Raw genomic sequence first — 13,560 nt, 5'->3', positions numbered from 1 at the left:
GCGCGCAGTGCGCGCCTGCGGATCAGTTGGTTGGAGTATCGCGGGTTTCCTGCGGAACCAGAACGTGGCCGCCCTGTTTGCCGTAGGCGGTGAGGACCGATTTCTGGATGGTTGACTGCCCGACGAGCTTCGCCAGCTCGTCCATTCTTGCCTGTAACAGACGCTTCACTTCCGTCTCGTTTTCCAGAATCGCCCGCAGTACCGGACGCAGCTGCTCTTGTACCACGCCCGATGGCTCCGACTGACGCGTCAGTTCTGCCAGTTTTTGCACCGCGTTGACGTACTCCATTTCACAGGCGATCAAATCATCCCATTGTCCTTCGCTGGCAAGGCGCAGCATGGCAAGGCTTTGCTCAAGCAGCTGCTGGTACAGGCTATACAGGTGCGGTGCAGTACTCATTAGACGGCGTCCTGAATCAGGTTGGTCGGGGTGGCAACGTCCTTCCAGGCATCGGCGATCTCGCGCAGCAGGATTTCCACCTCTTCGATAGCGGAAACGTCATTGCGCAGGTTCGCCTGCAGGAGACGCCTTACCATGTAGGCGTACAGCGCGATCAGATTTTGCGTCAGCTCATCTTCGCTCTCTTCATCCAGACCTACCTTCAGGCCGTTTTCAATGATGTTGATGGCTTTTGAGAGGGAGAGGCCTTTCCCCTCCAGGTTGTTATCCTGCATAAACAGGCGCGCGCGCACCAGTGCGCTGAGGGCGCCATCAAACAGCATGATCACCAGCTGCTGCTGGCTGGCGCTCATCACCGCGCTTTCGACTCCGATTTTTGCGTAGGCCTGCGTGCCTTTTGCGCCGTACATGTTAGCTCCTGAGCTTGATTAATTAGCTTTTGCTGCTGGAAGACGATTCGAACTGCTGGGTCAGATAGCTGCTGGTGGAGTTCAGCGAACTCATCATCACGTCCAACTGGGTGAACTGGGCTTTGTAACGTGCCATCAGCGTATCAATGCGGTCGCTGGCGGCGTTGTACTGGTCGGTCAGATTTTTTAAGGTTTTGCTCACGCCGTCGGTGGCCGCTTGGACGATCCCGGTGCTGGAGAGCCAGCTGCTCAGACTCTTGTCCATGGTGGTGGTGATGCCGGTGGCTTTTCCGTCCCCCATAAACAGGTCTTTGATGTTCGCAGAACCGGTTTTCAGTGCAGTTTCCAGCTTGGTGCTGTCGATACTCAGCTTGCCGGTGCTGGCGTCGGAGGTGATACCAATCTGGGAAAGCGTTTTCAGGGTCGAACTGCCGGAGCTTGTCAGCATACTTTTCAGCTGGGTCTGAATGGTGCGCAGGGTGCTATCGCCGAGCAGAGCGCCGTTGGTGGTATCCTGCGAATCGGTACCTGCATCCACCGCGGTGTACTTGGTGAGTGAGGCGAAAGTATCCTGCAACGAGTTATAGGCATTGACCCAAGTGGTAATCGCTGTTTCAGACTGTGAGTTGTCTTTGGTGATGGTTAACGTCTGATTACCTGTGGTGGTGTCGTTCAGGTTCAGAGTAATGTCTTCCAGCGCGTCGCTGATGGTATTACTACTGTTCTCAATGTCGATATTGTTGACTTTGAGTTTGGCGTTTTGCGCCGTCACGCTCTCCTGCATGCCGCCGTTGCCGGAGGCGTCATAACCCATAAAGCTTTGCAGGGCGCTGTCACCGCTGACGGCGATGGTCATCGCATTGTCAGAGCCTGTGTCGTTCGAGGTGACCGAAAGGCGATACTGGCCGTTCCCGACGTTAATAATACTGGCGCTGACGCCCGCATCGGCTTTGTTAATCGCATCGCGAATGCCGCTCAGGGAGGAGTTTGCGGCGCTGATATCAATCGTGACCGGTTTTTTACCGCCGCCCTGCTGAATGGTAATGGTGCTGTCGCTACTTGCGATCGCGGTTTTGCTGTCGGCCTGCGCGGTTTTGGAGGTCAGCGTTTGCGCCTGTGCCAATTGGGAGACGCTAATCGTGTATTTTCCCGCCACGGCGTTACCGGTGGTGGTGGCGCTGAATGCTGAAGAGCTACTGTTGGCGCTGGTGGCGGTAAACAGACCTGCTTTGTTTAAGGCGGTATTGGCCGTCTGGAATGCGACCAGTGCACTTTTTAGCGTGCCGTAGGCGCTCAGCTTGGCGGTGTAGGAAGATTGCTGAGTTGAAATAGGCTTCAGACCCGCTTTTTCAGCCGTTTCCAGGTTATCCAGGATGGTGCTCAAATCAAGACCCGAACCGATTCCCAGTGTAGAGATACTTGCCATATTTATTCCTTAAATTTATCGACACGTAGAATGAATACCGGGGTTATCGGCGGGATTGGCGCAAAGTTTACGTTTAATTTGCTTTTTTTAATGGCGGGAATAAAGGCACGAGGGCGGACTATTTCGGCGGCTAAAAAATTATTCAGGGGTTTGTGAAAAAAAATCTAAAGGTTGGATGGAGGGCGACGATAACCACATTGACGGCGATTGAGCCGACGGGTGGAAACCCAAATCTACTAACAGATTTGATGAACAACAGGAAACCAAATCATGGCACAAGTCATTAATACCAACAGCCTCTCGCTGATCACTCAGAACAACATCAACAAGAACCAGTCTGCTCTGTCGACTTCCATTGAGCGTCTGTCTTCCGGTCTGCGTATCAACAGTGCAAAAGATGACGCTGCTGGCCAGGCGATTGCTAACCGCTTCACCTCTAACATTAAGGGCCTGACTCAGGCTGCGCGTAACGCCAACGACGGTATCTCCGTTGCGCAGACTACTGAAGGCGCGCTGTCTGAAATCAACAACAACTTACAGCGTATCCGTGAGCTGACCGTTCAGGCCTCTACCGGTACTAACTCCGATTCTGACCTCTCTTCCATCCAGGACGAAATCAAATCCCGTCTGGACGAAATTGACCGCGTATCCGGTCAAACTCAGTTCAACGGCGTGAACGTACTGGCCAAAGACGGCAAAATGAACATCCAGGTGGGTGCAAACGATGGTGAAACTATCACTATTGACCTGAAAAAAATCGACTCACAGACTCTGGGTCTGGATAGCTTTAACGTGAATGGTCCACAGGGCGGCACCCCAGCTCAGGTTACTGATTTCAAATCTTACTATGGCGCAACCACGAGCATTACTGGGGCAACCGTTGCTGAAAACAATGGTGGTGACCTGGCAACACGTCTCGGTGTTGATGCTGCCAGTGTTGTTGTTGATGGTACAAAAGTTTACTCAGACGCCAATGGCAATATGTTTGCTAAGGTCACCATCACTCCAGGCAGTGCTGCAGAAGTAAATAACCTTAAAGCAAATGGCTTTGAAAGCGAATACGACACTGCTACAACTACTGGTACTCCGAAAGACTACTATGTTGCATTGGATCCGCAGTCAGCAACGACAGCTGGTACAACAGCAGCATTCAAGATTGATACTTCAAGCCTGAGTCTCTCCAGCCTGACCACGGGTTCTACTTCTAACCCACTGGACAAACTGGACTCAGCAATTGCTTCCGTAGACAAATTCCGTTCTTCTCTGGGTGCTATCCAGAACCGTCTGGACTCTGCGGTCACCAACCTGAACAACACCACTACCAACCTGTCTGAAGCGCAGTCCCGTATTCAGGACGCCGACTATGCGACCGAAGTGTCCAACATGTCTAAAGCGCAGATCATTCAGCAGGCCGGTAACTCCGTGCTGGCTAAAGCAAACCAGGTTCCACAGCAGGTTCTGTCTCTGCTGCAGGGCTAATCCTGATTCGCTTAACAAACCCCGCCTCGGCGGGGTTTTCCTGTTTTAGAGTTTCACTTAACTCCTCAAATAACCCCTCCTTTTAGCCACTATTCCGTCGATTAAAACCCCTCCAGAAACGGATAATCATGCCGATAACTCAACTATTGCAGGGCTGTTTATCGTGAATTCACTCTATACCGCTGAAGGTGTAATGGATAAACACTCGCTGTGGCAGCGTTATGTACCTTTGGTGCGACACGAAGCATTGCGCCTTCAGGTGCGACTGCCCGCGAGCGTTGAACTGGACGATCTGCTTCAGGCGGGCGGCATTGGGTTACTGAATGCCGTCGAACGATACGATGCACTGCAAGGCACGGCATTTACCACTTACGCAGTACAACGCATACGCGGCGCGATGCTCGACGAACTGCGCAGCCGGGACTGGGTGCCCAGAAGCGTTCGTCGTAACGCCCGAGAAGTGGCGCTGGCGATGGGGCAACTGGAGCAGGAGCTGGGACGCAACGCCACCGAAACGGAGGTCGCGCAGCGCCTGGGCATTGCCGTTGAGGAGTATCGACAGATGCTGCTCGATACCAACAACAGCCAGCTTTTCTCCTACGACGAGTGGCGGGAAGAGCACGGCGACAGTATCGAGCTGGTGACTGAAGAGAATCAGCAGGAGAACCCGCTTCATCTGCTGATGGAGGGCAACCTGCGCCAGCGCGTGATGGAGGCGATTGAAGCCTTGCCGGAACGTGAACAGCTGGTGCTGACGCTCTACTACCAGGAAGAGCTCAATCTTAAGGAGATTGGCGCAGTACTTGAGGTAGGAGAGTCGCGCGTCAGCCAGCTTCATAGCCAGGCCATTAAGCGTTTGCGAACAAAACTGGGTCGGTACCAGGAGGGCGGCTAAGCTGTCATGCCTGGAGAAATGCCGCACATAGCATTGACTACCAGGAGTTATCATGACGGTGCAGCAGGTAAAAAGACGGCCTTTAAGCCGCTATCTCAAAGACTTTAAACACAGCCAGACGCATTGCGCCCACTGCCATAAAATGCTCGACCGCATCACGCTTGTGCGTCGGGGCGAAATCGTCAACAAAATCGCTATTTCCCGCCTTGATATGCTGATGGACGAAGCCGACTGGCAGCAGGAGCGCCGCGAGTGGGTGGCGCTGTGCCGTTTCTGCGGCGATCTGCACTGCAAAGAGCAGAGCGACTTCTTCGATATCCTCGGCTTTAAGCAGTATCTCTTCGAGCAAACCGACATGAGTCCAGGCACCGTGCGTGAATACGTTGTGCGCCTGCGTCGTCTGGGCAATCATCTGAGCGCGCTGAAAATCGACCGCGCATTGCTTGCGGGTGAAGCGGACGAAAATCTCGCGCCGTGGCTGCCGCAAACCAGTACCAACAACTACCGCATTGCGCTACGAAAGTATTCGCAATTCAAAAGCCTGCGCCCGGTGGGCGATCAGCAGAAGTTCGGCATGCAGGCAACCTCTGAGTTATATTAAATTTGAATGGCTTATAGCGGACGGGTATTAGCTGTTTTTCCCAAACGCCTTACACTGCAAAAAAATTCAAATGTTGGGGGAAAGAATGAAACTAGCATTTCTGGGCCGTCAGGCTCTGATGGGCATGATGGCCGTGGCGCTGGTCGCCGGGGCAAGTGTGAAAACCTTCGCGGCAGAAAATCTGCTGAGTCAGGTGAAAGAGCGTGGTTCCCTGCGTGTGGGCCTGGAAGGCACCTATCCGCCGTTCAGTTTCCAGGGCGATGACGGCAAGCTGACCGGCTTCGAAGTGGAGTTTGCCCAGGAGCTGGCAAAGCATCTGGGCGTAAAAGCAGACCTCAAGCCGACCAAATGGGACGGCATGCTGGCGTCGCTGGATTCTAAACGCATTGATGTGGTGATTAACCAGGTCACCATCTCCGACGAGCGTAAAAAGAAATATGACTTCTCCATGCCTTATACCGTGTCCGGTATTCAGGCGCTGGTGAAAAAAGGCAATGAAGGCACCATTAAAACCGCCGCGGACCTGAAGGGCAAAAAAGTCGGCGTGGGTCTGGGCACCAACTACGAAGAGTGGCTGCGTCAGAACGTGCAGGGTGTGGACGTGCGTACCTATGATGACGATCCGACCAAATACCAGGATCTGCGCGTAGGCCGTATTGATGCCATTCTGGTTGACCGTCTTGCCGCACTGGATCTGGTGAAGAAAACCAACAACACGCTGGCCGTCACCGGTGAAGCATTCTCCCGTCAGGAATCTGGCGTGGCGCTGCGTAAAGGCAACGATGACCTGCTGAAAGCTATCGAGGGTGCTATCGCCGATATGCAGAAAGACGGTAGCCTGAAAGCGCTGTCCGAGAAGTGGTTCGGGGCTGACGTAACCAAATAAACATCGGTAATATCCCTCTCCCTAACCCTCTCCCAATGGGAGAGGGAATTGGCCGGAGCGGGTTTTGACTTTCTCCCTCTCCATTCAGGGAGAGGGTCGGGGAGAGGGGGAGCAGACAATGCTGTTGCCCCATAAAAAATCAAAAGGCGCTAACCCAGCGCCTTTTTTCATTTCACCCGCAACTGTGTGCATAATAAAAAGAAAATCAGGAGGTGCTATGTCACTGCAGAATCTCACACGTTTCCCTCGGCTGGAATTTATTGGCGCACCGACGCCTCTGGAGTACCTGCCTCGTTTCTCCGACTATCTGGGGCGCGACATCTTTATCAAACGCGACGACGTCACGCCGATGGCGATGGGCGGTAATAAGCTGCGTAAGCTTGAGTTTCTGGCGGCTGATGCGCTGCGCGAAGGTGCAGATACGCTGATCACCGCAGGCGCGATTCAGTCTAACCACGTGCGCCAGACGGCTGCTGTGGCGGCGAAGCTGGGCCTGCACTGTGTGGCGCTGCTGGAAAATCCGATTGGCACAAAAGCTGAGAACTATCTGAGCAACGGCAACCGCCTGTTGCTGGACTATTTCAGTACGCAAATCGAAATGTGCGATGCGCTGACCGATCCAAACCGCCAACTGGAAGAGCTTGCCACGCGCGTGGAAGCGCAGGGCTTTCGCCCATATGTGATTCCGGTCGGCGGCTCGAATGCGCTTGGCGCGCTTGGCTACGTTGAAAGCGCGCTGGAAATTGCACAGCAGTGTGAAGGCGCAGTCTCGCTCTCTTCTGTCGTGGTGGCGTCTGGCAGCGCAGGTACGCACGCCGGTCTGGCCGTTGGCTTAGAACAGCTGATGCCTGAGGCGGAACTGATTGGCGTGACGGTGTCCCGTAGTATTGCCGATCAGAAACCTAAAGTCGTTACGCTTCAGCAGGCCGTGGCCGAAAGCCTCGAACTCAAAGCGAAAGCGGAAATCACGCTGTGGGATGATTATTTTGCCCCAGGCTACGGTACGCCAAACGATGAAGGGATGGAGGCCGTGAAGCTGCTGGCACGCCTGGAGGGAATTTTGTTGGATCCGGTATACACCGGCAAAGCGATGGCCGGGCTTATCGACGGCATCAGCCAGAAACGCTTTAAGGATGAAGGACCGATTCTCTTTATTCATACCGGCGGCGCTCCGGCGCTGTTCGCCTATCACCCACACGTATAAAAGACACCCATAATGCAAGAAAGTATCCAACTGGTTATCGACTCGCTGCCTTACCTGCTGAAAGGCGCTGTCTTCACCTTACAGCTCAGCATCGGCGGGATGTTCTTCGGCCTGGTGCTGGGTTTTGTGCTGGCGCTGATGCGAATGTCGCCCGTCGCCCCGGTACGCTGGCTGGCGCGGTTTTATATCTCGATTTTCCGCGGCACGCCGCTCATTGCCCAGCTTTTTATGATTTACTACGGCCTGCCGCAGTTTGGCATCGAGCTGGATCCGATTCCGGCGGCAATGATTGGTCTGTCGCTCAACACCGCAGCCTATACCTCGGAAACGCTGCGTGCGGCGATCTCGTCGATTGATAAAGGTCAGTGGGAAGCCGCCGCCAGTATCGGCATGACGCCGTGGCAAACCCTGCGTCGCGCCATTCTGCCCCAGGCTGCACGCGTGGCGCTGCCGCCGCTGTCGAACAGCTTTATCAGCCTGGTGAAAGACACGTCACTTGCGGCCACTATTCAGGTGCCGGAGCTGTTCCGTCAGGCGCAGCTGATCACCTCGCGTACGCTGGAAGTGTTCACCATGTACCTCGCCGCCTCGCTGATTTATTGGGTCATGGCGACGGTACTCTCCGCGTTACAGAACTACTTTGAAAACCAGCTGAACCGCCAGGAGCGTGATCCGAAATGAGTGCTATCGACGTTAAAAACCTGGTAAAAAAATTCCATGGTCAGACGGTGCTGCACGGTATCGATCTTGAGGTGAAAGAGGGCGAAGTGGTGGCGATTATCGGGCCGAGCGGCTCGGGTAAAACCACGCTTCTGCGCAGCATTAACCTGCTGGAGCAGCCCGAAAGCGGCACGATTCGGGTGGGTGACATCACCATCGACACTGAGCGTCCGCTGAGCCAGCAGAAAGGGCTGATTCGGACTTTGCGCCAGCACGTGGGATTTGTGTTCCAGAACTTCAATCTGTTCCCGCATCGTACGGTGCTGGAAAACATTATTGAAGGGCCAGTGATCGTTAAAGGTGAGAACAAAGGCGAAGCGGCAACCCGCGCGCGTGAGCTGCTGGCAAAGGTTGGGCTGTCGGGTAAAGAAACCAGCTATCCGCGCCGCCTGTCCGGCGGGCAGCAGCAGCGCGTGGCGATTGCTCGCGCCCTGGCGATGCGCCCGGACGTTATCCTGTTTGATGAGCCGACTTCCGCACTGGATCCGGAGCTTGTGGGTGAGGTGCTGAATACCATCCGCCAGCTGGCGAAGGAGAAGCGCACAATGGTTATCGTCACTCATGAGATGAGCTTTGCCCGCGACGTTGCCGATCGGGCCATCTTTATGGATCAAGGACGCATCGTGGAGCAGGGCGAAGCCAAAGCGCTGTTCGCCAGCCCGCAGCAGCCACGAACCCGTCAGTTCCTTGAAAAATTCCTGATGCAGTAATCTTCAATAGCGGCCTGATAATTTCAGGCCGTTTTCTTTTATCAGAAAATTTAGCTTAAGGTTTTGTCGCCTGTATTTAAGGTGTGCTTAATTTCTGCATGCTTGTACAACATATTCCACCGCCAGTTTGCCCCGAGAAAAGAGGGGGTATCAGATTATTTACGCCTTCAACGATACTTTAGATATATAAACAGGGTTTATGTGTTAGTTTGCAGTATTCACAGGAATGATTATCAATCAGGAGTTTTCTCGTCAGATATGAGGGACATCGATTTTTTTCATTGGCGGAAGGGACTGACGCAACAATTTCACTCCGCCGCGGCAGATGACCAGGCCTATACTATTCTGCAACAGCAAACGCACCTGCTGGAATATGACTGGTTCGCGTTGTGCGTGCGTCATCCGGTGCCGTTTACCCGCCCTAAACTCTCTTTGCACACCACCTATCCTGAGGCCTGGATGGACCTTTATCAGGCTGAAAACTATTTCGCCATCGATCCTGTGCTGAAGGCTGAGAATTACCAGAATGGGCATCTTCCCTGGAGTGAAAGCTTATTCAAAGAGACTCAGGCATTTTGGGATGCTGCGCGTGACCATGGCTTAAGGCGTGGGATCACACAGTCGTTGATGCTGCCGAATCGGGCGCTCGGATTTTTATCCGTATCGCGGCAAAGTCATCAGGCTAATCCGTTCGCGGATGATGAAACCGAGTTACGACTGCAAACGCTGATGGAGCTTAGTATGGCAACGTTGCTGCGGCTGGAAGATAGGACGGTCATGGCGCCGGAAATGAAATTCAGCAAGCGGGAGCTGGAGATTCTGAAATGGACGGCGGAGGGGAAAACCTCAGCGGAAATATCGATAATCCTGTCGATTTCTGAAAATACGGTGAATTTCCACCAGAAGAATATGCAAAAGAAATTCAACGCGCCCAACAAAACTCAGATTGCCTGCTATGCGGCAGCGACAGGCATTATCTGACCGCATCCGACGTTCTGCGTGCCAGACGCAAAACCGGCTGCACATGGCAGCCGGTTTCATCATTACTGGCGGTAAGCCTGTTTAATTTGCTTAACCGTGCTGGAAAATACGGCCGCCTGAGCTTCATCTTCCATCTGCGTGATTTGCTTTTCCATTTTAATAATCACGCGTCCTGCGTCTGCCTGGCCCATCGCCTGCAGCATCAGGGTCAGCAGGGCTTTCAGGCAGGAAACTTCCTGGGACAGTTGTTGATTATTCTCAGCAGTGGAAAAATCAGGAGTGCTCATCTATTTCCTCGTTGGATTTCATCGCGCTTGCGCGGGGAGTAACAGTAAAGGTCGCGCAGTATACCACAGGCGAGAGGAAAAACGGGAGCGTCTGATTTTTGTCCTCTGATCAGAGCTGCTTACGGCTAAATTAAGCTGGGTAAGAAAGCGTTCGTCGCTTATTTGTTTAGCGCGGGTTCATGACCAGTTAATTATTGTTACATTTTTGCAATCGTATTTTTCATCTGCGTAAAATGTCGTGTTTTTAAGAAATTTTCTGAAGGCAAGCGTTTAAAAATGCGGTTGTTGTATCTAACTGTTTTGTAGTTGTTTCCAGTTGTTGTACAGCTTAATTTCCAGAAATCTAAGTAAAAACCTAAATGGCACATTTTTTGACTTTCAATGTTTAGATAAAACCCGTTAATATGGTTGCGATTTTAGAGAGAGTTGCGTTATCCCTATTCTGGAGATTATTCCTTTGATCAACATCCTACTTGTTGATGACCACGAACTAGTGCGCGCAGGGATACGACGCATTCTGGAAGATATAAAGGGTATTAAAGTAGTCGGTGAAGTCTGCTGTGGTGAAGATGCGGTCAAATGGTGCCGCGCAAACCCGGTCGATGTGGTGCTTATGGACATGAACATGCCAGGTATTGGCGGGCTGGAAGCCACACGCAAAATTGCGCGCGCCACTACCGGTACCCGAGTCATCATGTTAACCGTCCATACGGAAAATCCGCTGCCCGCCAGAGTGATGCAGGCAGGGGCCGCAGGCTACCTGAGTAAAGGTGCTGCACCACAGGAGGTAGTCAATGCCATCCGCTCCGTCTTCGCCGGGCAGCGCTATATTGCTTCCGATATCGCTCAACAGATGGCCCTGAGCCAGATTGAGCCAGAAAAAACAGAATCACCGTTCGCCAGTTTGTCTGAACGTGAATTGCAGATTATGCTGATGATCACCAAAGGCCAGAAGGTGACTGAGATCTCCGAACAGTTAAATCTCAGCCCGAAGACGGTGAACAGCTACCGCTATCGTATGTTTAGCAAATTGAACATTCACGGTGACGTCGAGCTGACTCACCTGGCAATTCGCCATGGCCTGTGCAATGCGGAGTCGTTAGCAAGTCAGTGAGTGATGTATTTGATTCAAAAGCCTTTCTGAAAACTGTGACCAGCCAGCCCGGCGTCTATCGTATGTACGATGCTGGCGGCACGGTCATCTATGTCGGTAAAGCCAAAGATCTCAAAAAGCGTCTTTCCAGCTATTTCCGCAGCAACCTTGCCTCGCGTAAGACTGAAGCCTTAGTGGCGCAGATTATGCAGATTGACGTGACTGTCACCCACACGGAAACGGAAGCGCTGCTGCTGGAGCACAATTACATCAAGCTCTATCAGCCGCGCTACAACGTGCTGCTGCGCGATGACAAATCCTATCCGTTTATCTTCCTGAGCGGTGACAGCCATCCACGGCTGGCGATGCACCGTGGGGCAAAGCACGCCAAAGGCGAGTATTTCGGTCCGTTCCCCAACGGCTACGCGGTCAGAGAAACGCTGGCGCTGTTGCAGAAAATTTTTCCTATACGCCAGTGTGAAAACAGCGTGTACCGTAACCGCTCGCGACCTTGCCTTCAGTACCAGATTGGTCGCTGCCTCGGCCCGTGCGTGGCGGGGCTGGTGAGTGAAGAAGAGTATGCCCGGCAGGTGGAGTATGTGCGTCTGTTCCTCGCCGGCAAAGATGAGCAGGTTGTCAATCAGCTGGTCGCCCGCATGGAAAAAGCCAGCCAGTCGCTGGCGTTTGAAGAAGCGGCCCGCATTCGCGATCAAATTCAGGCGGTGCGCCGCGTCACCGAAAAACAATTTGTTTCCAATGAAGGCGACGATCTCGACGTTATCGGCGTAGCCTTCAACGGTGGCCTTGCGTGCGTTCATGTCTTGTTTATCCGCCAGGGTAAAGTGCTCGGCAGCCGCAGCTATTTCCCGAAAGTCCCGGCCGGGACGGAAGCAGGGGAAGTGGTGGAGACTTTCGTCGGCCAGTTCTATTTGCAGGGCAGCCAGGCACGCACGCTACCGGGTGAGATCCTGCTGGACTTCAATCTGGGTGACAAAACGCTGCTGGCCGATTCGCTTTCCGAACTGGCCGGGCGTCGCATCAATATTCAGACAAGGCCTCGCGGCGACAGGGCGCGTTACCTGAAGCTTGCGCGCACTAATGCCGCAACCGCGCTGGTCACGAAGCTGTCACAGCAGTCGACTATTTCTCAGCGTTTGCAGGCGCTGGCAACGCAGCTGAACCTGCCGGAAGTTAAACGTATGGAGTGTTTCGACATCAGTCACACGATGGGTGAGCAAGCCGTCGCCTCCTGCGTTGTATTCGACAGCAACGGCCCGCTGCGTGCGGAATACCGTCGCTACAATATTACCGGCATTACGCCGGGTGATGACTACGCGGCGATGAACCAGGTGCTGCGTCGCCGCTACGGCAAGGACATCGAAGAAAGCAAAATCCCCGACGTTATCCTGATTGACGGTGGGAAAGGCCAGCTCGGCCAGGCCAAACAGGTTTTTGCCGAGCTTGAGGTCAACTGGGACAAACGTCACCCGCTGCTATTGGGCGTGGCGAAAGGCAGCGATCGCAAGGCCGGGCTGGAAACCTTGTTTTTCGAGCCGGAAGGTGAGGGTTTCAACCTGCCGTCCGATTCTCCGGCGCTGCACGTGATCCAGCACATTCGCGATGAATCTCACGATCATGCGATCACAGGACACCGTAAAAAACGGGCGAAGGTGAAAAGCACCAGTACGCTTGAGACCATTGAGGGCGTAGGGCCGAAGCGTCGCCAGATGTTATTGAAATATATGGGCGGATTGCAGGGCCTGCAGAAAGCCAGCGTGGAAGATATTGCGAAAGTACCCGGCATTTCACACGGTCTGGCAGAAAAGATCTTCTACTCATTGAAACATTAGGGGCTCTGTAGCAACATAGGGCTAATTTTACTGACAACAGATAGTTACCGTCGCCATGCAATTTAATATCCCTACGTTGCTCACATTGTTCCGCGTCATCCTGATCCCCTTTTTCGTGCTGGCGTTCTATCTGCCGTTCACCTGGGCGCCGTTTGTCTGTGCGCTGATTTTCTTTGTCGCCGCGGTAACGGACTGGTTCGATGGCTATCTGGCCCGCCGCTGGAATCAAAGCACCCGCTTTGGCGCATTCCTCGATCCGGTTGCCGATAAGGTGATGGTCGCGATAGCCATGGTGCTGGTGGCTGAACATTATCATTCATGGTGGGTGACGCTGCCCGCGGCGACGATGATCGCGCGTGAGATCATCATTTCGGCGCTGCGTGAGTGGATGGCGGAGCTCGGCAAGCGCAGCAACGTAGCGGTTTCCTGGATTGGTAAAGTCAAAACCACCGCGCAAATGGCGGCGCTGGTGTGGATGCTGTGGCGGCCAAACGAGTGGGTTGAGTGGGCGGGCATTGGCCTGTTTATGGTCGCTGCGGTGCTGACGCTTTGGTCTATGTTCCAGTATCTCAACGCCGCGCGCGGCGATTTGCTTGAACAGTGATCGTTTCGACGTAA

General features: G+C 53.6%; 15 protein-coding genes. 11 read left to right on the top strand and 4 right to left on the bottom strand.

All coding sequences use genetic code 11. The features are described from left to right. Positions 1-22: 22 nt before the first annotated feature. Genes fliT through fliD form a run of 3 tightly spaced genes read right to left on the bottom strand, consistent with a single transcriptional unit; the run spans position 23 to position 2,236 of the window. A complete protein-coding gene (gene fliT / locus AB1287_RS18785) occupies positions 23-400 on the bottom strand; it encodes a flagella biosynthesis regulatory protein FliT (protein ID WP_435618740.1) in 378 nt (125 codons plus the stop codon). Then, positions 400-810 (bottom strand): flagellar export chaperone FliS, encoded by a 411-nt coding sequence (gene fliS / locus AB1287_RS18780; protein WP_435618739.1) that lies wholly within the window; start codon positions 808-810, stop codon positions 400-402. Before fliS ends, fliT begins: the two co-directional genes overlap by 1 nt. A 22-nt stretch (positions 811-832) precedes the next feature. Beyond that, complete coding sequence (gene fliD / locus AB1287_RS18775) at positions 833-2,236, bottom strand: flagellar filament capping protein FliD (RefSeq protein ID WP_435618738.1); 1,404 nt, start codon at positions 2,234-2,236, stop codon at positions 833-835. 270 nt (positions 2,237-2,506) lie between these two features. On the opposite strand from fliD, the gene AB1287_RS18770 reads away from it, so the two are divergent. The 8 genes from AB1287_RS18770 (at position 2,507) to sdiA (ending at position 9,712) form a co-directional block, all read left to right on the top strand. Next, complete coding sequence (locus tag AB1287_RS18770; RefSeq protein WP_435618737.1) at positions 2,507-3,715, top strand: FliC/FljB family flagellin; 1,209 nt, start codon at positions 2,507-2,509, stop codon at positions 3,713-3,715. 163 nt (positions 3,716-3,878) lie between these two features. Beyond that, positions 3,879-4,610, top strand: a complete 732-nt coding sequence (gene fliA, locus AB1287_RS18765) for an RNA polymerase sigma factor FliA (protein WP_435618736.1) — start codon at positions 3,879-3,881, stop codon at positions 4,608-4,610. A gap of 52 nt (positions 4,611-4,662) precedes the next feature. Continuing rightward, positions 4,663-5,211: a flagella biosynthesis regulatory protein FliZ gene (fliZ, locus tag AB1287_RS18760; protein ID WP_312627379.1), complete on the top strand. Its 549-nt coding sequence runs from the start codon at positions 4,663-4,665 to the stop codon at positions 5,209-5,211. An 85-nt stretch (positions 5,212-5,296) separates the two neighbouring features. Then, complete coding sequence (gene tcyJ / locus AB1287_RS18755; RefSeq protein WP_435618735.1) at positions 5,297-6,097, top strand: cystine ABC transporter substrate-binding protein; 801 nt, start codon at positions 5,297-5,299, stop codon at positions 6,095-6,097. A gap of 217 nt (positions 6,098-6,314) precedes the next feature. Continuing rightward, complete coding sequence (gene dcyD / locus AB1287_RS18750; protein ID WP_435618734.1) at positions 6,315-7,301, top strand: D-cysteine desulfhydrase; 987 nt, start codon at positions 6,315-6,317, stop codon at positions 7,299-7,301. 12 nt (positions 7,302-7,313) lie between these two features. Continuing rightward, positions 7,314-7,982, top strand: coding sequence for a cystine ABC transporter permease (tcyL, locus tag AB1287_RS18745; protein WP_435618733.1), 669 nt, complete (start codon positions 7,314-7,316; stop codon positions 7,980-7,982). Beyond that, the gene (gene tcyN, locus AB1287_RS18740) at positions 7,979-8,731 is read left to right on the top strand and encodes an L-cystine ABC transporter ATP-binding protein TcyN (RefSeq protein WP_435618732.1); all 753 of its coding nucleotides are present in this window, start codon (positions 7,979-7,981) and stop codon (positions 8,729-8,731) included. The genes tcyL and tcyN overlap by 4 nt, the downstream gene beginning before the upstream one ends. A gap of 258 nt (positions 8,732-8,989) precedes the next feature. Continuing rightward, the gene (gene sdiA / locus AB1287_RS18735) at positions 8,990-9,712 is read left to right on the top strand and encodes a transcriptional regulator SdiA (RefSeq protein ID WP_435618762.1); all 723 of its coding nucleotides are present in this window, start codon (positions 8,990-8,992) and stop codon (positions 9,710-9,712) included. 62 nt (positions 9,713-9,774) lie between these two features. Here the strand turns inward: sdiA and AB1287_RS18730 are convergent, their stop codons facing one another. Then, positions 9,775-9,999, bottom strand: a complete 225-nt coding sequence (locus AB1287_RS18730) for a DUF2594 family protein (protein ID WP_097164893.1) — start codon at positions 9,997-9,999, stop codon at positions 9,775-9,777. A 457-nt stretch (positions 10,000-10,456) separates the two neighbouring features. On the opposite strand from AB1287_RS18730, the gene uvrY reads away from it, so the two are divergent. The 3 genes from uvrY to pgsA are packed head-to-tail and all read left to right on the top strand — an operon-like array spanning position 10,457 to position 13,546. After that, positions 10,457-11,113, top strand: a complete 657-nt coding sequence (gene uvrY, locus AB1287_RS18725; protein WP_312627388.1) for a UvrY/SirA/GacA family response regulator transcription factor — start codon at positions 10,457-10,459, stop codon at positions 11,111-11,113. After that, entirely contained in the window at positions 11,110-12,942 is a 1,833-nt protein-coding gene (uvrC, locus tag AB1287_RS18720) for an excinuclease ABC subunit UvrC (RefSeq protein WP_435618731.1), read from the top strand. The genes uvrY and uvrC overlap by 4 nt, the downstream gene beginning before the upstream one ends. A 55-nt stretch (positions 12,943-12,997) precedes the next feature. Beyond that, complete coding sequence (pgsA, locus tag AB1287_RS18715) at positions 12,998-13,546, top strand: CDP-diacylglycerol--glycerol-3-phosphate 3-phosphatidyltransferase (RefSeq protein WP_312627391.1); 549 nt, start codon at positions 12,998-13,000, stop codon at positions 13,544-13,546. Positions 13,547-13,560: the final 14 nt, after the last annotated feature.

It is taken from the genome of Scandinavium sp. UTDF21-P1B (assembly GCF_040750395.1).
Classification (GTDB): domain Bacteria; phylum Pseudomonadota; class Gammaproteobacteria; order Enterobacterales; family Enterobacteriaceae; genus Scandinavium.
This window is presented reverse-complemented; position numbering and strand designations above follow the sequence as displayed.

Excerpts from the sequence above, each read along its gene's own strand:
- fliT (WP_435618740.1), bottom strand. The coding sequence starts at position 400 with ATGAGTACTGCACCGCACCTGTATAGCCTGTACCAGCAGCTGCTTGAG.
- fliS (WP_435618739.1), bottom strand. The coding sequence starts at position 810 with ATGTACGGCGCAAAAGGCACGCAGGCCTACGCAAAAATCGGAGTCGAA.
- fliD (WP_435618738.1), bottom strand. The coding sequence starts at position 2,236 with ATGGCAAGTATCTCTACACTGGGAATCGGTTCGGGTCTTGATTTGAGC.
- AB1287_RS18770 (WP_435618737.1), top strand. The coding sequence starts at position 2,507 with ATGGCACAAGTCATTAATACCAACAGCCTCTCGCTGATCACTCAGAAC.
- fliZ (WP_312627379.1), top strand. The coding sequence starts at position 4,663 with ATGACGGTGCAGCAGGTAAAAAGACGGCCTTTAAGCCGCTATCTCAAA.
- tcyJ (WP_435618735.1), top strand. The coding sequence starts at position 5,297 with ATGAAACTAGCATTTCTGGGCCGTCAGGCTCTGATGGGCATGATGGCC.
- dcyD (WP_435618734.1), top strand. The coding sequence starts at position 6,315 with ATGTCACTGCAGAATCTCACACGTTTCCCTCGGCTGGAATTTATTGGC.
- tcyL (WP_435618733.1), top strand. The coding sequence starts at position 7,314 with ATGCAAGAAAGTATCCAACTGGTTATCGACTCGCTGCCTTACCTGCTG.
- tcyN (WP_435618732.1), top strand. The coding sequence starts at position 7,979 with ATGAGTGCTATCGACGTTAAAAACCTGGTAAAAAAATTCCATGGTCAG.
- sdiA (WP_435618762.1), top strand. The coding sequence starts at position 8,990 with ATGAGGGACATCGATTTTTTTCATTGGCGGAAGGGACTGACGCAACAA.
- AB1287_RS18730 (WP_097164893.1), bottom strand. The coding sequence starts at position 9,999 with ATGAGCACTCCTGATTTTTCCACTGCTGAGAATAATCAACAACTGTCC.
- pgsA (WP_312627391.1), top strand. The coding sequence starts at position 12,998 with ATGCAATTTAATATCCCTACGTTGCTCACATTGTTCCGCGTCATCCTG.